Here is an 18,415-nt window from a genome sequence, read left to right as displayed (position 1 = left end):
CGTCTGGAGCGGGTCGTTCCACGCGGCCCGCAGTTCATTGATACAACCGACTAATTCACCCATCCGCCCATCAGGTCGTCTGTGTTTATGGCTTCCAATCCCTTTGCTCATGTCGTGTCGAAATTCTCCGGGCCGCCCTCGGCGAGCGACTATGCGGTCGATAAGGCGCTGCGGATCATCGTCCAGGGCGCCGCGGCGGTGATTTTGCTGTTGGTAGCCTATATTGTTTTTGAACTTGGCCGTCAGGCGTTTCCGGCCATGCTGAGTTTCGGCCCTGGTTTCCTGGTCGGCACCGAGTGGAACGTGCAGCAGGGGGTCTTCGGCATCCTGCCCGAGATCTGGGGTACGCTCTATAGCTCGCTGCTGGCGCTCTTCATTGGCGGCATCTTCGGTGTGGCTATCGCGATCTTTCTGACCCAGGATTTCCTCGATCATCGCCTGTCGAATGTGTTCCGCACCATTGTCGAGATGCTCGCCGCCATTCCTTCGGTGGTCTATGGCTTGTGGGGCATTTATGTGCTGATCCCGTTGATTCGGCCCGGCGCAGAATGGCTGCACGACACCTTCGGCTGGTTCCCCTTGTTCGGCACCGATCTGTCCGGCCCCGGCATGGCGCCGGCGGCGCTGGTGCTGGCGGTGATGATTCTGCCGACGGTGGCGGCGATTTCGGTTGATGCCTTCCGCCGCGTACCCTACAAGGTGAAGGAAGCCGCCTACGGCATGGGCACCACGCGCTGGGAAGCGATCCTGAAAGTGATGCTGCCGACGGCTTCGAGTGGCATTCTCGCCGCCTTGGTCCTTGGCTTTGGCCGCGCCCTGGGCGAAACCATGGCCCTGGCGATGCTGATCGGCAACTCCAATCAGATCAGCCTGTCGCTGTTCGCGCCGGCCAATACACTCGCATCCTTGCTGGCGTCGAGCTTCCCCGAAGCCGGCCCCGTTGAGGTCCAGGCGCTGATGTTCGCCGCCCTGGCCCTGCTCGCCATAACGCTAATTGTTAATGTGTTGGGCCTGTGGGTAATGAAGGCCGCGACGCGCAAATTCGAGGGCAAGGCATGACCAGAGTCGCCAGTGAGGCCCTGCTGGAGCAGGATCTGGCCTCCATGAAACAACTGCGTGGTTCGCTGCTCGAAGGGCGCGGGCTGAAAAGTCGCATCTACACAGGTCTGACCTGGGCCATGGCCATACTGGCCTCGCTGCCCCTGTTCTCGGTGCTCTACATGCTGATCGCCAAGGGCGGGGCGCGCATCAACTTGGAGACCCTCACTGAACTGCCACCAGCGGCCTTTGAGTTCGGTGGCGGTATCGGCCCGGCCATCGTGGGGACAGCGGTCATGGTCGCCATTGGTTCGGCCATCAGCATCCCCATCGGCATTCTTGCCGCCATCTATCTGGCGGAAGTCGATCCCTACAGCAAGCTGGCCGAAACCGCGCGCTTTCTGGCCAAGGTGCTGACCGGCTTCCCCTCCATTCTCGCCGGCGTCTTTGTTTACGCGGTGCTGGTGGTGGCCATGAAGTCTTACTCCGCCTGGGCAGGCGGCATCGCGCTCGCGGTGCTGATGTTGCCGACCATCATCCTGACGGCGGAAGAAGCGCTCAAGCAGGTGCCGCAGAAAATGAAGGATGCGGCCTACGGTATGGGCTGCACCCGCGCGCAGGTGGTCGCCGCCGTGACCCTGCCCACCGGCATGCCCGGTGTCATCACCGGCGTGCTGCTGGCGGTGGCCGGTGCCGCCGGGGAGTCGGCGCCCTTGCTGTTCACGGCGCTCTTTAGCACTTATTTCATTAATGGCCTGGAGGGCTTGGGCCAGCCAACCGCCTCGCTGTCCATCCTGATCTACAACTTCTCCGGCATGCCCTATGACAACCAGATTGAGCTGGCCTGGGCGGCATCCCTGGTGTTGGTGCTCATTATTCTGGTGTTCAATATCCTGGCTCGCGTGCTGGGTCGACAAAAGTTCTAAGTTTTTTTGAGGTACGGATAACATGAATGCGACCCAGGAGACGAGCCCGGCGGAGATGAGCAAGCGCGCGCCGGCAGCCGCTGAGATTGAGGCCAACGCCATGGCCGATGCAATGGCGGCTGTCCTGACCCCAGCCGCGACCCCGGCCGCGACCGAGAGTTCGCCCAAGGCAGAGATGGGGTCCATCACCGAGGCGGCCGCCTGGTACGTCGATCCCAAGCAGAGGGTGATGGATTGTCGCTTGAGCAAAATTTTCTATGGCGATTTTCTTGCCGTGCGCGACAGCATGGTGCCGATTGAAAAAAACAAAATCACCGGCTTCATCGGTCCCTCCGGTTGTGGCAAGTCGACGGTGCTGCGCAGCCTGAACCGCATGAATGATTTGATCCCGGTGTTCCGCTTCGAGGGTACGGTCACCTATCACGGCCAGGACATCTACGAAAAAACCATCGACCCGGTGTTGGTGCGTCGCTACATCGGCATGGTGTTCCAGCAGCCTAACCCCTTTTCCATGAGCATCTATGACAATGTCGCCTTTGGCCTGCGGCTCAATCGCTACAAGGGCGACATGGATGAGCGGGTGGAAAAGGCCCTGCGCAGCGCCGCGCTCTGGAACGAGGTGAAGGACAAGCTCAAAAACAGCGGCCTGTCACTGTCCGGCGGTCAGCAACAGCGCCTGTGCATCGCCCGTGCCGTGGCCACCGAGCCCGACGTGCTGCTGATGGATGAGCCTTGCTCGGCGCTTGATCCCATCGCCACCCGACAGGTCGAGGAACTCATGCTGGAGCTAAAGGAAAATTACACCCTCGCCCTGGTGACCCATAATATGCAGCAGGCGACGCGGGTGGCCGATACCACAGCCTTTTTCTCAGTGGACATTTCCGCGGGTGGGCGGACGGGTTATCTGGTCGAGATGGGCGATACCCAGCAGATTTTCGAGGATCCGCGCGAGAAGCTCACCCGCGAATATATCGCGGGTGAGTTTAGCTAATTGAGTGGCAGCAACAAGAGCGGGGGCGGAGATGCGTATGCCCTGCCTAGTTCTTGGCCATTGCGTCTTGCCCTTTGCTGAATGGCACAACCAGACCGATTGAACCTCCCGGCCATTGCCAGCTCACTGAGACGGGTTCAAGTCGAATTCGACCGCATTAATCAGACGCTCTCGACACCTCGTGATCCACTGAGTGATCGGGTGCTGAACCAACTCCTGGCGGGCTATGCGGAAATCGACCGTTGTCTCGCTGATGGAGTTGATCTTTTCGCGCTTGGTCGGTCGCGTCAATTGCTGGCACTCAACGGCTTGGTGCTCTGGGGCGAGGCCGAGCCGGGCAGCGCCCAGGCGCAGCGCCAGCGCCTAGCCACCGAGGAGCAGTTCTATACCCAGGGCAATGGCGGCATTGCCGAGCTGATAGCCTGCCATGAGTCCATGGCCAATGAGCCGGTGTGGAAGCGTGCCGCGCGCGTCTATATCCAGATTCTCAGTCAGCCGCAGCTCTATCTTGAAGGTAATCATCGCACCGGTTCCCTGGTGATGAGCTACATTCTGGCGCGCGCGGGAAAACCTCCCTTCGTCCTCTCGGTGGACAATGCCAAGGCTTATTTCGATCCTTCGAGCCTGGTCAAAAACTCCCGCAAGCACAGTCTGCGGATGTTGCTGGAACAACCCAAGCTTGCCAGACGCCTCGCGGATTTGCTGCGCGACTCGGCTGATCGCGGGCATCTTAAAAGCTAAGGGGCCTGCTTGGAGTTCAGGCACTGGCCGCCAGAGGCCTCGCGGTCGATACCTCATCCGCCGGGTTGGATTGAGGTATCGGCGGTGGCGCTGCAAGGGACGGTGCGCCAAGGGTCGCTTCGGCTAGGTGAACGGGCGAGGCTTTGGCGGCTTTTTTTAGCTTGGCGATTACACGGGAGACATCGTCGAGAGTGGATTCGCGCAGGCTGCTGGGGATCCACAGCAGCGCCGCGCTGCACCCGAGAAGCGGCAGCCGTGTGAGCTGACCCTCGCGGGACATGGCTTCAAGGTAGCCGCGATCACGCGTGGCGCTATCGTACAGGCTTTGTGCCTCGTGCTTGAATTGCGCCAACAGCTTGGTGACATGGCGCCGCACCAACTGCTGATCCGGTTCGCGGAACCCGGCAAAGAAATCATCTCCGCCAACATGACCAATAAAGCAACTGTGCGTTGGCAGCATTTTGCGCAGTAGGTCGGCAAAGAGTGCAATGGCGCGGTCGCCGATACGAAAGCCGTAGGCATCGTTGAAAGGCTTGAAGTGGTCGAAGTCAAAGTAGACCAGACAATAGTCCTGGCAGCTGTCCTCGAGAACCTGCTGGACGTAATCGATGATGCTGTTGTTACCGGGTAGGCGGGTGAGTGGGTTTTGGTCGCGCGCGGCGGCAAGGTTTTTGCTGTCGAGAATCTGCAGCAGCGCGGCCTGGGAGATAAAGCCAGCGTAGACAAAATTCTCGGTCATGATCATACCCGGCGGACTGTCGGCGGCGGTATAGGCTTCGAGCAGGCGTTCGACCGGGTTGTTGATGTCGATGCTGGGGCAGGGAGATAGGAAATCCAGAAGATGCTTGCGATAGGCGCTGTTCGATAACAGATCGCGCCCGTAGGTCGAATAGATGTAGCGCTTGAGTTCCCGCTCGCAGACTAAGCCAAGCGGCTTTCCGGTTCGATCAAGCACCGGGAAGAAGCTGAATTCGCTATGGCGTTTGAATAGCTCGAACACCTCGCGCATGTCGTCATTCTCGTGCAAGGCCGGGAGCTGCAGAATACGGCTGCGAATCAGATTCGAGTCACTATCCGATTGGCGCCGGGATGGGCCGACGGTCGCGGGTACAATTGAATAGGATGAGCTCAAGCGGGGGATCTCGGTGCTGGGGCGCGCAATGAAAAAACCCTGTGCCAGATCACAGCCGATATCCCGGCAGGCGGTGAGTTCGTCAGCCGTCTCCACCCCTTCAGCGACCACCTGGATGCCGAGTGTGTGGGCAAGATGAACGGCATTTTCGACGAACAGGCGGCGTTTGTGATCGCGCGAGATGGAGGAGATAAAAAAGCGATCGATTTTGATGAAATCAGGCGGAAACTCATAGAGAAGCTTCAGGCCCGAATAGCCCGTGCCGAAGTCATCGATGGCAAACAGAAAACGCTGCGCGCGCAAGCGTTCCACCGCGCGCCTGGCCTCGGGGTGTGCGGTCAGATCGTGCAACTCGGTCAGCTCGAAGCAGATGGTACCGGGGGCGATGCCGTGACGTTCGAGGCTGGTGTTGGTCAACTCCCCCCAGCGCGGTTCGTTGATCAGGCTGCGCGAGTCGAGGTTGAATAGCAAGCGTGCGTGACGGACACCTGGAATGCGCGCGAAAGTGGCAATGGCCTTGTCGCGCAATGCACTTTCCAATTCCAGCAGACAGCCTTGGTAATCGGCGGCGGTGAAGAGCCGATCCACGGTTGTGTAGCCAACTTGATCCAGCCCGCGCAGTAGGGCTTCAAAGCCAAAGACAGTGCCTGTGTGAGGGTTTACAATTGGTTGAAAAGCATACTCTAGACGCTCGCACAGGGATGCGATGGAAAAGCCACTCAGTCCAGTGCGGTGGTCGGGTGAGGTAGGCAATTGAATGAGCGGCGAAGGTGTTATCTGTTTGATCACAATATGTGATCCAAATCTGTCTTCCTGAAAAGGGCTTTGCTCTCGGTGAGCTGGGTGCCTTGACTATTTCTGTGTGCGCGAAAATGTCCGCTTCATTTGGACTATAACCCAGTCAGATCAGGAAAGGGTGACGATTCAGTGACTGCTTGATGGCAGTGGTCGCGGGATTCAGCACGCGGCTTGCGCTGCGGTGCCGGGTGAGTATTTCCCGCTGGAGCCTGGGATCAGAGGGAGAGCATGGGGACACTCGGCTGTCTCCCAGACCGCGAGGGCTTGGGAGACAGGGCGCTTCGATCAGGAAAAATCGTGCTCGATAATGGCCATGGCGCGACGGCAGATTTCGCGGCCGTAGTCGGTCCACTCGCCCTGGCCCCAGTAGCGGTAGCAGCTGGTCTGGGACGCCATTAGGTGGTAGAGCGCATTGCGATAATGTGGGTCGCTGGTCGCTGGGCCGGATTTGAGCACCTTCTCGTTGAAGGCGGAGCTGGCTTCTTCCATCGGGCCAAGCACATTGTCGTAGCCTTTTACCCAGGACAGATCGTTGGTCCAGCTGCCGCCGTCCATGTGGAACTGGTGGTCTTCTTTTTTTAGCGCTTCGATTACCTTGTCGAGCTTCTCGGGGCCATCACCGGGTTGCATTTGGCTCCAGATCTTGCCCTGTTGGACTGGGCGGATCTCGGTGAAGTCACTCTCCTTGATGCCTAAGGCGAAGAGCTGTTCGATGTATTCGCTGCCGTTCATCAGCGGGGTGTCGGAACCCGAGGCGCCGCGCACGGCTTCGAAGAACTTGTCCGGGAACTCGTTCATCATCACGCCGCCGTTCTCGCCATCGGCAATCTGCGTCACCAGCGGCGGGACCGACTTGCCGGCCAGCTCCCAGCGCTCCAGGCTCTGCGCCTCATACCAGGGCTGCATCTGGGCAACCAGCTTGGTGTCCGAGCCCTGGGTTTTGATGATGGCGATGATGCTGGCGGTCTCGCCCTTGGAGTTGGTGCACACCAGCCGATGCGGCAGATGGGGGCGCTGCGGATGCCAGCCGTTCTCGACCTGTTCCACCGAATGCTCCTGCACCAGCACCCACTGATAACCGCAGTCGCGCAGCGTCTTGACGAATTCATAGGCGACATCGGGGTGATTGGGCAGCGCCATCTCCGACGGCGAGAAACCGCGCACCCGCTCCAACGCCTCCAGGCCAAAGATGGCGGCGAAATGGTGCTGAAAGGCCTGCACATGCAGGCGATAATCCTGCACCGGGGTGGAGGGGGCGACCGCATGGCCCCAGGGCATGCCGAGCCACTCGACCGCCCAGTTGAAGTCCGGGTTCATGGTGATGGTCTTGAGCGCATCAATCACATGATCCTCGCCCATGGCGCGCAGGCCGTGCAGCAATGTGCCGGAGTATTCCAGCATGACGCGCGGGGATTTGCCCTCGCCGATCAGTTGCGGAATAAACTCTCCCATGCGCTTGTAGCACCAGACGAACACCGGCGCGTTGTGGTTGTCGCCGATGCCTTGGTTGTCCATCATGTGCTTCAGGTTGCTGATGATGGCGGCGGTCTGGAGATCCCCACCACCAGCTGGTATCAGCGGCTGGTGTTGATGCAGGGCGATGGCGGCGGCGGCGCGGATGCGACCGAAATCCACCCCGCCGGGGGATTGCGCGAGCTTGCGTTGCTGGCCGGCCTGCATGGCGGCGGCAATCTGGTCCTCGGCGCCGCAGATGTTGGGCAGGCCGTCGATGGTTTCTGGAAGTGCGGTCATTGGTCGGTCTCCGGTGAATGATCTGAATGGCAAATCGGCTGGTTCTGAGCGGCGCTTTCGGCTTCTTTGATTGCCGCGCGCGCGGCCATGAGGTCGGCCTCGGCGCGTTCGACCCAGGCCTCGCCCCAATAGGTGTTGCAACTGGTCTCGGCGCGCAGCAGGCGCCAGGTCGCGGTTTCCAGTGCCTCGCTCACGCCGGGCGTTTCAAGCTGCATGGCCAGGCGTTCGTGGGTGGCCTGCAGGCGACGGCTCAGATCCTGATAGGCCGAGTAGGTTCGGCGCTGTGCCTCCGAGCCTGTCCATTGGGTGAAGCCCTGTCCGTTGTGCCAGCCGGTGTTCCATGCGGCGGCGCGAATACGGACCTCGCCGCGGGCGCCATGACTGTTCAAGTAGTCTTCAATAAAGGTCGGTCGAATCCGCGCCTGATCAGTGCGCGCCTGCTCGAGCAGGGGTAGATAAAAAGCCGTCCAGAAGTTCGATCCTTCGGTGACATTGCGGAACCAGCCGCCATTGTCGCCGTCGCTCGCCGTGGTGATCAGCGGCGGGAAGTCACACCACTTGGTGCGCTCGGTGACCTCGCGCAGAAACCACTCCAAATCGAGGCCTGACTCTTGCGCGTCGGACAGCTCGCGGTCGCGCACCACGACGATGATCTCGTCCTCGCCCTGGCGGGCAATGTGCGGGCGATAGCGCAGTTCCTGCCAGCTCATGGTGTCGATTGGCTCGACATTCTCGCTGTCGATCATGACATAGCGATAACCGAAGCGGCGCGCGAGCGGAATGAGCTCCTGGGAGAAACTCATCTCCGGAGGCCATAAGCCACCAAAGTTTGGGCGCCAGAACAGATGCCGGGCGATGCCCTGCCAGCGGCGTAGGTGCTGATCACGATCAGCGGCCGGTATGAGTGGCAGCACCGGATGGTAGTAGCCGGTGCCAAGAATCTCGAACAGATGTTGATTTTGCAGATGCCACAACAGTTTGCCGCAATCGACAATGCCATGGACGCGACTTTGGAACGCGGGGTTGGACAGCGTCTCGAGCAGGGTGCCGGAAAGCGACAGATGTACTCGGGCAAAGTCCTCCCAGCCCCAGAGGCTGCGCGGCATGCGATCGAGCGCGAACAGGATTTCCTTCGCCTCCCAGGGTTGGTTGTCGAGCAGGTGCTCGAGATTCCCGGCGGGCTGATGGAGGTTGAGAACCAGTGCGTGGTGGGCGATCATTGCGGCTGTCCCTGTTGCGAAGTGTCCGATGTCGCTGTTGCAAGGTCCAATGGCGAGTCCTCAAGCACAACGGCTAGAGTGGGGGCTAGAATTGGAGAAGATTTAGGGTGATTTTAACAGAGGCGGTCCCGTTGAAGGTGTTTGTCATCACATGCCAAAGGTCATCATCGATCCGGATTCACATTCCCTGGCCGAGTTGCCGGCGTTGGTGAAGGCAACACGCAAGTCCCGGGCGCGTTTTCCCGCCGGCTGCGTCGAGCCGATGGCATCGGAACAGGAGGCTTGTTCACGCGCGCTTGAGCGTCCGGGCTGGCAGGCAGCCATCGTCTATGGTCCTTCCGCCTCATCCGAGGGGCAGAGGCTCTATTATCTGGTCCGCTGGCTTAATGGCGTTCCTGAGGTTTGATGGCGGGCTAACCGTGCCCTGCCAGGGAGTCGTCCCAGACAATCCGAGCCCAGAAAAAATCTAACCGAATACCCGATAAAAAAGATCAAATTTATTGCATGTCGGGTCTTTGGATTGCAATCTCGCTCGTGTATTCTTAACAGTAAGCCTGAGTCGAGCGCTTCTGTTGCTCTCCCGTTGGTGTCAGTGGTCAGGGAGCTGGCAAGCAGCAAGGGAGCGGAGATCAATGTCGCTAGACCGGCACTTTTTGTTTGGTGATCCTGGGTAGTGGTTTTGTGTTTGGCCGCAACACTTTGGACGTATGCCTGATCGAATGGCCATCTTTGGCCCAAGTGTTTGATCTCAGGATGACTGATCTTTAAACATCTATTGTCGACCAACTTAAAGCGAGTGAGCAATCATGGCAGAGCAAAAGCGACCCGCAACCACCATAAAGGCGACCGCGGCAGCGCAAGCCCCAGCCGGCGCCGCGGCAGGGACGACCAGCGCTACCAGTACCCCGGCCAAGAAGACGACGCCGAGGAAAGGCACCACGGCAACGCGGAAAACGGCGGAGGCCAAGACGACCGCCAGCAAGGTGTCAAAGGCCTCGACCGCGGCCAGCAAGAGCGCTCCTATTCGCAACTCAGCTAGCGACCAAAGGAGCAGGACCACCGCGGCAAAAACCACCGCGAACAAAGCCGCCGCGAGCAGCGACAGCTCGGTAACCGCCGCGGCCTCGACTCCGGCTAAAACAACCACAGCGCGCAAGACCACCGCGCGTAAGTCTAACCGGGCCACGGCAGCCAAAAAAGCGGTTTCAGCCGAGGAACGCTATAAAATGATTCAGGACGCGGCTTACTATCGCGCCGAGAAACGCGGCTTTGAAGCAGGCCACGAGCTTGAGGACTGGGCAGCAGCCGAGCAGGAAGTCGAGGCGCTGTTGGCTGAGCGCAAGGGGGCTTGATAATAGACCATTGTGGTTTTTGCTTAGCTGCAATATCTCCCCTTTCCCGGTGCTTACCACACTGACACTTGCTCCTTATGCTTGTGGCCTTGTTCGGATGCGATATGAATGACCGATTTTGACTTGCAAGACACTGCGGCGCGTTCACAGGATTACTCCCCGGATCACTCCCCGGCACAATGGCGCGCCCATTTCATGGAGAGCGGTCTGCAACGTGCAGACCTTGATTCTGATCCTATTTGTCAGTTTGAACGCTGGTACCGCTTTGCTTGCGCGACTGAGATCCCCGAGCCTAATGCCATGAGCCTGGCCACTGTCGACGGCAACGGCCAGCCATGGGTGCGCAGCGTATTGCTCAAGCTCTACGACCAGCGTGGTTTCGTGTTTTTTACTAACTTTGGCAGTGACAAAGCGCGCCAGATTCAAGCCCATCCTCGGGTTGCCTTGCTCTTCCCCTGGGTGGCTTTTGCCCGTCAGGTGCAGATTAACGGTCGTGCCGAGCGTATCTCCACGGCTGAGTCGCTTAAGTATTTCGCCACCCGCGGACGCGGCAGCCAGATCGGAGCCTGGGCCTCGCCTCAAAGCCAGGTGATCCGCTCCCGCGCGCTGCTCGAGGCCAAGGTGGAGCAGATCAAGCAACGCTTTGCCGAGGGGCAGGTTCCATTGCCTGACTTCTGGGGCGGCTATCGCGTGGTGCCGGAGCATGTCGAGTTTTGGCAAGGGCGCGACAATCGCCTGCATGATCGCTTCCGCTATCAGCGTCGCACCGACGACGCGGGCTGGACCATTGAGCGTCTCGCGCCCTAGCCGCCGGGCGCGGTGATGCGTGCGGACCTATGACAATCCTGTCTATCACGCGACCATCGGCAGATGTTTGATCTGTGTGATCAAAATTGTCTGCTTATGCGCCTCGCGCGACGCCAATTGATAGGCCATCGGTGTTCTCTCCTGCGTATTATGCGCTGGATGCAAAGGGGGCGGCTTGAATGTTTTCTGCTACACTTGTGTCATGCCACGTCGACCCAGATTACACCTGCCAGATTATCCCCACCACCTCATCCAGCGGGGTCACAAGCGCGCGGCCTGTTTCTTCGCCGAGGAAGACTATCGCGCCTATCTTGACGCGCTCGGGGCAGCGCTGGCAAAGACTGGTGTTCGCCTGCATGCCTATGTGCTGATGGCCAATCACGTGCATTTACTGGTCACTCCCCAAGCGGCGGAGGATCTATCCCGCCTGATGATGGCCATTGGGCGGCGCTATGTGCAATACATCAATACCACCTACAGGCGTGTCGGTACCCTGTGGGATAGTCGCTACAAGTCCTCGCTGCTTGATGGCGGGCACTATCTGCTGCGTTGCCAGCGTTACATTGAACTCAATCCGGTGCGCACCGATAGGGTATCGGACCCGGGAGACTATCCCTGGAGCAGCTATCGGGCCAATGCGCTTGGCACGGATGATCCATTGCTAATCCCGCATGACTGCTATCTGGCCTTAGGCGAGTCGCCTGAATCCCGACAGGCGGCCTATTTGGAGTTGTTCAATACCGAGCTGAGTCATCGCACCATTGCCGAGTTCCGTCTGGCGATTCAGCAATCCCAGCCCATTGGTAACGAGGATTTTTTGCAGGAAATCGAGCATATCACCGGTCAGCGGCGCCAGGCCCGGCCGCGCGGGCGGCCGCTCAAATAGGCCGTCTTTGCGGGGAAGCTGTTTCAGCTTAATGAGACAGGCGGTGTGCACTGTATTGATTTCGCCCGCTGGTCTTGGCGTGATAGAGCGCGTCGTCGGCCGTCTTTTTCAGCGCATCGGCGTCCGGCATGCGGCTGGCGGTGGCCTGAGTCGCGCCGCCGATGCTCAAGGTCACATGCGGGGCAACCTCTGAGTAAGCATGTTTCAGCTTTAGCGCGCGCACGGCATCAAGCAGGCGCAGGGCGAACTCCCGCGCGCCGGTGGCATCGGCGTCCGGCAGAATCACCGCGAATTCCTCGCCGCCATAACGGGCCACCAGGTCGGTGGGACGATTGGGTACCCGGACCAAGGCCTGGGCGACGCGCCTGAGACATTCGTCTCCGGCGCCATGGCCATAGTGGTCGTTGAAGGGTTTGAACTGATCGATGTCGATCATCAGCAGGGACAGCGGTTGGCCGTGACGGGTCGCGCGCGCCCATTCCTCGGTGAGTTTCTGATCAAAGCGACGCCGATTGGGGATGCCGGTCAGGGCGTCTTCCCATGAGATTTGTTCCAGTGTGTCGGTGCGCAGCTTGAGGTTGACCTGGTTGCGCACCCGCGCTCGCACAATGGCTGGGTTGAAGGGTTTGGAGATGTAATCTGCCGCGCCCAGGTTGAGGCCGTGCTCCTCGTCCTTGTCGTCGTTCATGCCGGTGACGAAAATCACTGGAATGCCGCGGGTGGATTCCTGGTTCTTGAGGCGGCGGCAGACTTCATGGCCATCCATCCCGGGCATGATTACATCCAGCAGGATAAGATCCGGGGGGTGCTTGCTCTCGGCTAACTCCAGTGCCTTGTGACCACTGGTGGCGGTCAGGATGCGGTAGTCGCCTTTCAACAACGCGGCGAGCAGCGCGATGTTGCTCGGCTGGTCATCGACGATGAGGACGGTAGGCTTTTTCTCCGGCATTGGATCCTCTGGTTCTCGCGCTCAATCATCGCCGCCGAGACGCAGCCCGGCGCGGGTGGCCAGCTCGCGCAGTTGGGCGATGGCGGCCTCATGCTCGAAGTGTTCTATGTGCGTCTGAAGTGCTTGCGTGGCTTCGGGATCGACCTGGCGCGCAAAGTAGTGGATGATCTCGGCCAAGGGCGCATCCTCGATCAGTTCCCCCTGGGTCAGGGCGCGGAGGATGCTGGCAATGATTTCGGCGGGAGGCGCGCCCGCATCACCCGCTGCCCGGGCTGCGGGTTCAGCTAACCGTGGTAGGCTGCCAAGTTGCTCGCGGACCCCTGCTAGCGCTGCGACAAAAGACTGGATGTCGGCGTCGCGCGCCAGGTCATCGGCGCGCAATGGCTGTTCCAGCGCTTGCGCGCGTGCCGCTAGGTCGTTGGCGCCGACCATGGCCGCCAGTCCTTTGAGAGTATGCAGCTGGCGCGCCAGACTTGGATCATTGGGCGTCGTCAAGGCTGCGTGTAGGTCCGAAAATTCGTGATCGAGTTGCTCTCTCAATCGATGAAGAGTGCGCAGATACAATACCCGGTCACCGTCAAAACGCTTAAGCCCGCTGGTCGTGTCAATAGCGGTGAGTCCAGTGGGCAGGATGGCGTCATTGGGGGTTGCACTAAGGGGTGCGGTGGACTCGGGGGTTAACCGGTTGGTAAGCTGGGGCTTGGGAGCGGGTGCAACCTCGCCTGAGCACAGCCATTTACTTAAGGTTCTGATTAACGCCTGGCTGTCGATGGGTTTGGCGAGATGATCGTTCATGCCGGCGGCCTGGGCGCGCGCGCGGTCCTCTTCCATCACGGCGGCGGACAGCGCCACCATGGGCAGGTCGGGGTGGTGCGTGCGAATCCGTCGGGCGGCCTCGAAGCCATCCATGACTGGCATCTGCAAGTCCATCAGAATCAGATCGATATCTTGCTCGGCGACACGCTCCACCGCTTCCTGGCCGTTTTCCGCCAGAATGATGCGCACCTGGGTCTTTTCCATGATGGCGCAGGCCACTTCCTGATTCAGGGCGTTGTCCTCCACCAGCAACACGGTTGAATCGCGAAAGCAGGGCAGGGCGCGGGCGAGCGGCGCTTCGCGACTGCCGTCATGGCTGCCAAGCGCCTGGTGCATGGCATCGAGTAGGGCGCGTGGGGTGACCGGTTTGTTCAGAAATGCCCGGTAGCGAGCGGCATGGGGCGCGAGATCATCTTGACTGTAGGCGCTGACGATGAGCGCGGGCGTGGCATCCTGGCTTAGTTCGCGGCTGTCGCGCAAGGCCTGCAAGCGCTCTAGGGTGGCGATCCCGTCGAGTTCGCCTGGCATTTTCCAGTCCATCAGGATGAAAGCGAAGGGGCGGCCGGCCTCTTCGGCGCGCGCCACGGCGTCGATCGCCGCCTGGCCGCTGTCGGCTTCCTCGACCGATGCGCCTTGGGATTCGAGAATGCCGCGCAGGACGGTGCGCGCGGCCTCGTGGTCGTCCACTACTAGCACGCGCGTGCCGGGCGTGATCACGGCGGCGGGTTGGACCTCATCCTCGGCGGCCACCGGCAGGGTGATGGTGAAGGAAAAAGTGCTGCCCCGGCTTGGGGTGGAGGTTACCCGCAACTCGCTGCCCATGCGTTCGACCAGCCGTTGGCTGATGACTAGCCCGAGCCCAGTGCCACCATATTTGCGCGTGGTGGAACTGTCGGCCTGGGTGAAGGCCTTGAACAAGCGCTCTTGTTGCGCGAGGGCGATGCCGATGCCGGTATCGCGCACGGCGAATTCCAGTTCCATGCCGGTATCGCTCAGGCCTTGCTCGCGAATGGACAGACTCACCTGGCCACGATCGGTGAACTTGATCGCGTTGCTGAGCAGATTGGTCAGCACCTGGGCCAGGCGCAGGGCATCGCCTTCGAGAGTGCGCGGATGGAGAATGTCTAACTCAAAGATGAGTTCGATGCCGCTGGCATCAGCGGCGGCGGCGAACAGGGTGCGCATCTGATCGAGCAAATCCTCCAGGCGAAAGCTGTGCGCTTCCAGTTCCAGCTTGCCGGCCTCGATTTTTGAATAATCCAGAATGTCGTTGATGATGCCGAGTAGCATGCGCGAGGAGTCGCGAATCTTGCCCAGGTAGTCGCGCTGCTTGGCATCGAGCGGGGTATGCAGCAGCAGGTCGCTGAGCCCGATGACCGCATTCATCGGGGTGCGAATCTCGTGGCTCATGTTGGCAAGGAACTGACTCTTGGAGCGATTGGCGCGCTCGGCGGCTTCCTGCGATTGTTTGATCTCGGTCAGATCGTTATAGACCGCCACCACCTCGCCCGAGGACAGCTTGAAGATGGTGTTCTCGCGCCAGACTTGCAGATCTCCCGCTTGGTAACGCGCAATGGGGATGTATTCGCTCTCCCCGGTTTGGGCAACGCGACGCAGGATATCTAGCAGCCCCATCTCCCTAGCGGCGGGGAAACACTCGCTCAGGCGGCGGCCGATGACCTCGGTGCGATCCTTACGATCCATGCGCTCGGCGGCGCTGTTGTAGCCGGTGAAGACAAAATCCTCCCCAGCGCCAATAGGTTGGTAAATGGCCACGGCGCTGCCGGTCTTCTCGAATATGCCCTCGAAGCGTTCCTTCTCCGCCTCCAGCGCCTGCTTGGCATGGATGGACTCGGTGATATCGAGATCGCTGCCCTGGTAGCCGCGTAACTGGCCCTCGGCGTCGATCAGCGGAAAGGCGTGGGTCGACATCCACAGTCGCTGCCCTTGCTGATGAACAACGGCATTGTTGAGTCCAACAAAGGTCTCATGGCGGGCGAAACCGGAGAAGACCGCGGCCTTGAAAGCGTCGCGATCCTCCTCCGGATGCAGCTCATAGAAGTGCTTGCGACCGATCAGCTCCTCAGGCGCATAGCCCCAGACGCTGGTGGCGACCGCGCTGACGTCGGTATACAGACCATTGGCATCCACGGACCAGGTCACGGTTCGGCTGTGCGCGGCCAGTTGCTGCAAGCGCTGGTCGCGGTCCTTGAGTGCCTGTTCGGCCTGTTTAAAGGGCGAGATGTCACGACTGACCGCTAGCAGGCAGCGACGACCGCCCAAGTCGAGGAGGGTGGCGGTGACGCTGACATCGATCAGATGACCGTCCTTGTGACGATGGCGGGTCTCGAAGTGATCGTAACCCTCGTCGATAATTTGCTGGATGTGTTGGGCGGTTTCCTCCGCGGTTTCGATCGCCTCATAGTCGCCAATGCGCAGGCGGGCGAATTCTTCGGCGCTGTAACCGAGCTGTTGGTGCGCCCGGGCGTTGAACTCCAGGGTGGCGCCGTCGGCAAGATCGATCAGCAGGGTGGCGTCCGGGTAGTGGTTGAACAGAGCGCGGAAACGCTGTTCCTGGGCCTCCAGCGCCTGGTAGTTAGCCTGCATCTGCTGGTTGAGCTGGTCAAGCTCGCGCTGATGCTGCTTGAGCAGGTTGAACCAGTGGTTGTAGTAGAGGCTGACCAGATCGCGCTGGCTAACCAGCCCGCTAAAGCACCCCGCGCCATCAACCACCACCACGCGCTTGATGTGTTGCTGGCGGCACACACGCAAGGCATCGGAAATGGTGGTTTCGCGGCTCAGCGTCTTGACCGGCGCTGTCATGCAGGCGCCCACCGGCTGGTCGAGGTTAGCACTGGAGCTGATCAGCTCCACCATGTCGCGCTGGGTGAGGATGCCGACCGGGCGTTGCTCGTGCAGCACAATGCAGGCGGTGAACTGGCCTTGGTCCATGCGTTCCATGACCCTGAGCACCGAGGGTCTTTCGTCTACAGTGAGTGGCTGCATGCCCTGGATCAGTTCGCCCAGGCTCTGGGTCTCGGCGAGCATGCTGGGGTCGAGGCTGGCGGCGAGGTCGCTGTAACTGACGATGCCCTCAAGCTCGCCGGACTGGCCCACCAGGCAGATGTGCTCGGCCGGATTGCGAATGGCGTTCAGCCCTTCAAGCACTGTTTCATCGGGATCGCATAGCGCTGGCTCCGGCAGGTCGAGTTCCACGAGCGGCGTCGCTAGCGGCACCCCCTGAGTCTGAAAGGCTAGCAGGCGGCTGGATAGGATCAGCCGGTAGCCGGGATTGAGGCTGACCACGACACTGCGGATGTTGTGCTGGCCCATGGTGCGCGCCACCTCGGCTAGGTTGGCGCTGGCCGGCAGGGTGATGACACTGGGGGTGGCGATGCTACGCAGCTTGGGGAAGAACATCGGGTGCCTGATCGGGTTGCTTGAGTGATGTCCGGGAGTTAAGCCCCCGACGGTCAGTTTGCAGAGGCGAATTGATTCCTCAGGTTTCGGGGTTCCAAGTTGAGCCGCTTGTCAACTCAAGCCGTCCTGGTTCCTGGACTGCGGAATGTTCGATTCAGCGGTTGCAAATTTCGTTTTTCAGCGCCTGATTGTTGGCCCGGTTATGAGTAGATGCACCATCTTAGCGCGTCATGAAGCGGCTGGGAGCCGCTTCTATCGCTACTCGAGCAACTCAATTTTGTTTTTCTACTTTGCATCACCTTCGAGCTAATGCGAGTACAGGCGGCAGCTTGAGCACATTCAAACACATTTAGTTCAGTTATTGTACACTAATCGCAATACAAAGGGCAGAATAAAGCTAGAGGTCAGGGCCATCAGCCCCATGGCCAGCGCCGCGAAGGCCCCGGCCAGAGCGCTGATTTGCAGCGCCCGCGCGGTGCCGATGCCGTGCGAACTCAGCCCCAGGGCCAGACCGCGCGCGCGATCATCACGCACGCGAACAAGCGCCAGAACGGCCGGGCCAATCACGGCGCCCAGCACCCCGGTCAAGACCACCAGCACGGCGGTCAGGGATGGCAGCCCGCCGGTCTTCTCGGCAATACCCATGGCCACGGGCGTGGTGACCGATTTGGGCGCCAGGGACATCAGTGTTTGTCGCGAAGCACCCAGCCAGTTGGCGATGAGCATGGCGCTGCCCGCCGCGACCAAGGCGCCAGCGGCAATGGCGATCAGAATCGGGAGCCACAGCCGTCGGATCAGATCCAGGTGCCGGTAGAGCGGCACGGCCAGAGCCACGGTGGCCGGTCCGAGCAGAAAATGAATGAATTGCGCCCCTTCGAAATAGGTCGGGTATTGGGTGCCAGTCGCCATCAAGAGTGTCACCAGCATGAGAATGGACAGCAACACCGGGTTGAGCAGCGCCTTGCGTCCACTGCGCCGAAACAGCCAATCCGCCGCCAGATAGGCCAGCAGGGTCAGCGTCAGATGCAGCAACGGGCTGGTTGCGAGATAGACCCAGAGGGTATCGAGGGCGTTTGCTGGTGGCATGGATCAGGAGCCCTCCTCTCGAGGGCCCTCGCGCCACCGGATCAAGGCGGACATCAGCAGGCCAGTCGTCACCAGGGTGAGCACCGTGCTAAGGACAAGCGCCAGGGTGACGGCCAGCCATTCCGCGCGCAGCATCGCCAGATGGAGCATAACGCCCACGCCAGCAGGCACAAAGAGCAAGGAGAGGTGCGCGAGCAGCCCATCGGCCACCTGTCCCAGTCCCGCGGGCACCCCGCCACGCAACACCAGCCCGACAAAGAGCAACAGCATGCCGAGAACCGGACCAGGCACTGGCAGGGCGAGCAAGAGCACCAGGACCTCGCCAATGAGTTGACATAGCAACAGCAGGGCGATGAATCCGAGCGGCATGGGAATCACGCGCCCGATCTGCCCTTGTTCTTGCTGCCCAGGGTCCTTGGTAGCGCGACGGATCCTCGCGTCGCCTTGGTTCTTGCCCTGGTTCTCACCCGGATCCTTGCCCAGGTGATGATTCAGCATCAT

The 18,415-nt window shown here is 60.5% G+C and carries 16 protein-coding genes; 8 read left to right on the top strand and 8 right to left on the bottom strand.

Annotated features, from left to right (window positions below; all coding sequences use genetic code 11):
• Positions 1 to 87: 87 nt before the first annotated feature.
• The 4 genes from pstC to Thiowin_RS19745 all read left to right on the top strand — a co-directional run bounded on the left by pstC (position 88) and on the right by Thiowin_RS19745 (position 3,696).
• A complete protein-coding gene (gene pstC, locus Thiowin_RS19760) occupies positions 88 to 1,059 on the top strand; it encodes a phosphate ABC transporter permease subunit PstC (protein WP_328984673.1) in 972 nt (323 codons plus the stop codon).
• Positions 1,056 to 1,964, top strand: a complete 909-nt coding sequence (pstA, locus tag Thiowin_RS19755) for a phosphate ABC transporter permease PstA (protein ID WP_328984672.1) — start codon at positions 1,056 to 1,058, stop codon at positions 1,962 to 1,964. The genes pstC and pstA overlap by 4 nt, the downstream gene beginning before the upstream one ends.
• Positions 1,965 to 2,139: 175 nt before the next feature.
• On the top strand, positions 2,140 to 2,955 hold the full coding sequence (gene pstB / locus Thiowin_RS19750; protein ID WP_456243452.1) for a phosphate ABC transporter ATP-binding protein PstB: 816 nt from the start codon (positions 2,140 to 2,142) through the stop codon (positions 2,953 to 2,955).
• Positions 2,956 to 3,036: 81 nt separating this feature from the next.
• On the top strand, positions 3,037 to 3,696 hold the full coding sequence (locus Thiowin_RS19745; protein WP_328984670.1) for a hypothetical protein: 660 nt from the start codon (positions 3,037 to 3,039) through the stop codon (positions 3,694 to 3,696).
• 16 nt (positions 3,697 to 3,712) lie between these two features.
• Here Thiowin_RS19745 and Thiowin_RS19740 read toward each other — a convergent pair whose 3' ends face one another.
• The 3 genes from Thiowin_RS19740 to Thiowin_RS19730 form a co-directional block, all read right to left on the bottom strand.
• Positions 3,713 to 5,581 carry a bifunctional diguanylate cyclase/phosphodiesterase gene (locus Thiowin_RS19740; protein WP_328984669.1) on the bottom strand — a complete coding sequence of 623 codons (1,869 nt, stop codon included), beginning with the start codon at positions 5,579 to 5,581 and terminating at the stop codon, positions 3,713 to 3,715.
• Between the two features lie 330 nt (positions 5,582 to 5,911).
• Complete coding sequence (locus Thiowin_RS19735; protein ID WP_328984668.1) at positions 5,912 to 7,378, bottom strand: glycosyl hydrolase family 57; 1,467 nt, start codon at positions 7,376 to 7,378, stop codon at positions 5,912 to 5,914.
• Positions 7,375 to 8,598 carry a glycoside hydrolase family 57 gene (locus Thiowin_RS19730; RefSeq protein WP_328984667.1) on the bottom strand — a complete coding sequence of 408 codons (1,224 nt, stop codon included), beginning with the start codon at positions 8,596 to 8,598 and terminating at the stop codon, positions 7,375 to 7,377. The genes Thiowin_RS19735 and Thiowin_RS19730 overlap by 4 nt, the downstream gene beginning before the upstream one ends.
• Before the next feature lie 151 nt (positions 8,599 to 8,749).
• Between Thiowin_RS19730 and Thiowin_RS19725 the strand changes: the two genes are divergently transcribed.
• Positions 8,750 to 9,004, top strand: a complete 255-nt coding sequence (locus Thiowin_RS19725; protein WP_328984666.1) for a hypothetical protein — start codon at positions 8,750 to 8,752, stop codon at positions 9,002 to 9,004.
• A 381-nt stretch (positions 9,005 to 9,385) separates the two neighbouring features.
• On the opposite strand, the gene Thiowin_RS19720 is transcribed toward Thiowin_RS19725, so the two are convergent.
• Positions 9,386 to 9,754, bottom strand: a complete 369-nt coding sequence (locus Thiowin_RS19720; RefSeq protein WP_328984665.1) for a hypothetical protein — start codon at positions 9,752 to 9,754, stop codon at positions 9,386 to 9,388.
• A gap of 70 nt (positions 9,755 to 9,824) precedes the next feature.
• On the opposite strand from Thiowin_RS19720, the gene Thiowin_RS19715 reads away from it, so the two are divergent.
• The 3 genes from Thiowin_RS19715 to Thiowin_RS19705 all read left to right on the top strand — a co-directional run bounded on the left by Thiowin_RS19715 (position 9,825) and on the right by Thiowin_RS19705 (position 11,643).
• The gene (locus Thiowin_RS19715) at positions 9,825 to 9,950 is read left to right on the top strand and encodes a DUF2934 domain-containing protein (protein ID WP_328984664.1); all 126 of its coding nucleotides are present in this window, start codon (positions 9,825 to 9,827) and stop codon (positions 9,948 to 9,950) included.
• 195 nt (positions 9,951 to 10,145) lie between these two features.
• Positions 10,146 to 10,757: a pyridoxamine 5'-phosphate oxidase gene (pdxH, locus tag Thiowin_RS19710; RefSeq protein ID WP_408034236.1), complete on the top strand. Its 612-nt coding sequence runs from the start codon at positions 10,146 to 10,148 to the stop codon at positions 10,755 to 10,757.
• Between the two features lie 202 nt (positions 10,758 to 10,959).
• Positions 10,960 to 11,643 carry a transposase gene (locus Thiowin_RS19705; protein WP_328984662.1) on the top strand — a complete coding sequence of 228 codons (684 nt, stop codon included), beginning with the start codon at positions 10,960 to 10,962 and terminating at the stop codon, positions 11,641 to 11,643.
• A gap of 28 nt (positions 11,644 to 11,671) precedes the next feature.
• Here the strand turns inward: Thiowin_RS19705 and Thiowin_RS19700 are convergent, their stop codons facing one another.
• The 4 genes from Thiowin_RS19700 to Thiowin_RS19685 form a co-directional block, all read right to left on the bottom strand.
• Positions 11,672 to 12,592 (bottom strand): diguanylate cyclase, encoded by a 921-nt coding sequence (locus tag Thiowin_RS19700; protein WP_328984661.1) that lies wholly within the window; start codon positions 12,590 to 12,592, stop codon positions 11,672 to 11,674.
• 21 nt (positions 12,593 to 12,613) lie between these two features.
• A complete protein-coding gene (locus Thiowin_RS19695; protein ID WP_328984660.1) occupies positions 12,614 to 16,828 on the bottom strand; it encodes a response regulator in 4,215 nt (1,404 codons plus the stop codon).
• A 354-nt stretch (positions 16,829 to 17,182) separates the two neighbouring features.
• Positions 17,183 to 17,914: an LrgB family protein gene (locus Thiowin_RS19690; protein WP_328984659.1), complete on the bottom strand. Its 732-nt coding sequence runs from the start codon at positions 17,912 to 17,914 to the stop codon at positions 17,183 to 17,185.
• Positions 17,915 to 17,917: 3 nt separating this feature from the next.
• Positions 17,918 to 18,415 carry a CidA/LrgA family protein gene (locus Thiowin_RS19685; RefSeq protein ID WP_328984658.1) on the bottom strand — a complete coding sequence of 166 codons (498 nt, stop codon included), beginning with the start codon at positions 18,413 to 18,415 and terminating at the stop codon, positions 17,918 to 17,920.

Source organism: Thiorhodovibrio winogradskyi (assembly GCF_036208045.1).
In the GTDB taxonomy this organism is placed as follows: domain Bacteria; phylum Pseudomonadota; class Gammaproteobacteria; order Chromatiales; family Chromatiaceae; genus Thiorhodovibrio; species Thiorhodovibrio winogradskyi.
This window is presented reverse-complemented; position numbering and strand designations above follow the sequence as displayed.

Coding starts and splice junctions, on each gene's coding strand:
- Thiowin_RS19685 (WP_328984658.1), bottom strand. CDS start 18,415: ATGATGCTGAATCATCACCTGGGCAAGGATCCGGGTGAGAACCAGGGC.
- pdxH (WP_408034236.1), top strand. CDS start 10,146: ATGGAGAGCGGTCTGCAACGTGCAGACCTTGATTCTGATCCTATTTGT.
- pstC (WP_328984673.1), top strand. CDS start 88: ATGGCTTCCAATCCCTTTGCTCATGTCGTGTCGAAATTCTCCGGGCCG.
- Thiowin_RS19735 (WP_328984668.1), bottom strand. CDS start 7,378: ATGACCGCACTTCCAGAAACCATCGACGGCCTGCCCAACATCTGCGGC.
- Thiowin_RS19695 (WP_328984660.1), bottom strand. CDS start 16,828: ATGTTCTTCCCCAAGCTGCGTAGCATCGCCACCCCCAGTGTCATCACC.
- pstA (WP_328984672.1), top strand. CDS start 1,056: ATGACCAGAGTCGCCAGTGAGGCCCTGCTGGAGCAGGATCTGGCCTCC.
- Thiowin_RS19745 (WP_328984670.1), top strand. CDS start 3,037: ATGGCACAACCAGACCGATTGAACCTCCCGGCCATTGCCAGCTCACTG.
- Thiowin_RS19705 (WP_328984662.1), top strand. CDS start 10,960: ATGCCACGTCGACCCAGATTACACCTGCCAGATTATCCCCACCACCTC.
- Thiowin_RS19730 (WP_328984667.1), bottom strand. CDS start 8,598: ATGATCGCCCACCACGCACTGGTTCTCAACCTCCATCAGCCCGCCGGG.
- Thiowin_RS19700 (WP_328984661.1), bottom strand. CDS start 12,592: ATGCCGGAGAAAAAGCCTACCGTCCTCATCGTCGATGACCAGCCGAGC.
- pstB (WP_456243452.1), top strand. CDS start 2,140: ATGGGGTCCATCACCGAGGCGGCCGCCTGGTACGTCGATCCCAAGCAG.
- Thiowin_RS19725 (WP_328984666.1), top strand. CDS start 8,750: ATGCCAAAGGTCATCATCGATCCGGATTCACATTCCCTGGCCGAGTTG.
- Thiowin_RS19690 (WP_328984659.1), bottom strand. CDS start 17,914: ATGCCACCAGCAAACGCCCTCGATACCCTCTGGGTCTATCTCGCAACC.
- Thiowin_RS19715 (WP_328984664.1), top strand. CDS start 9,825: ATGATTCAGGACGCGGCTTACTATCGCGCCGAGAAACGCGGCTTTGAA.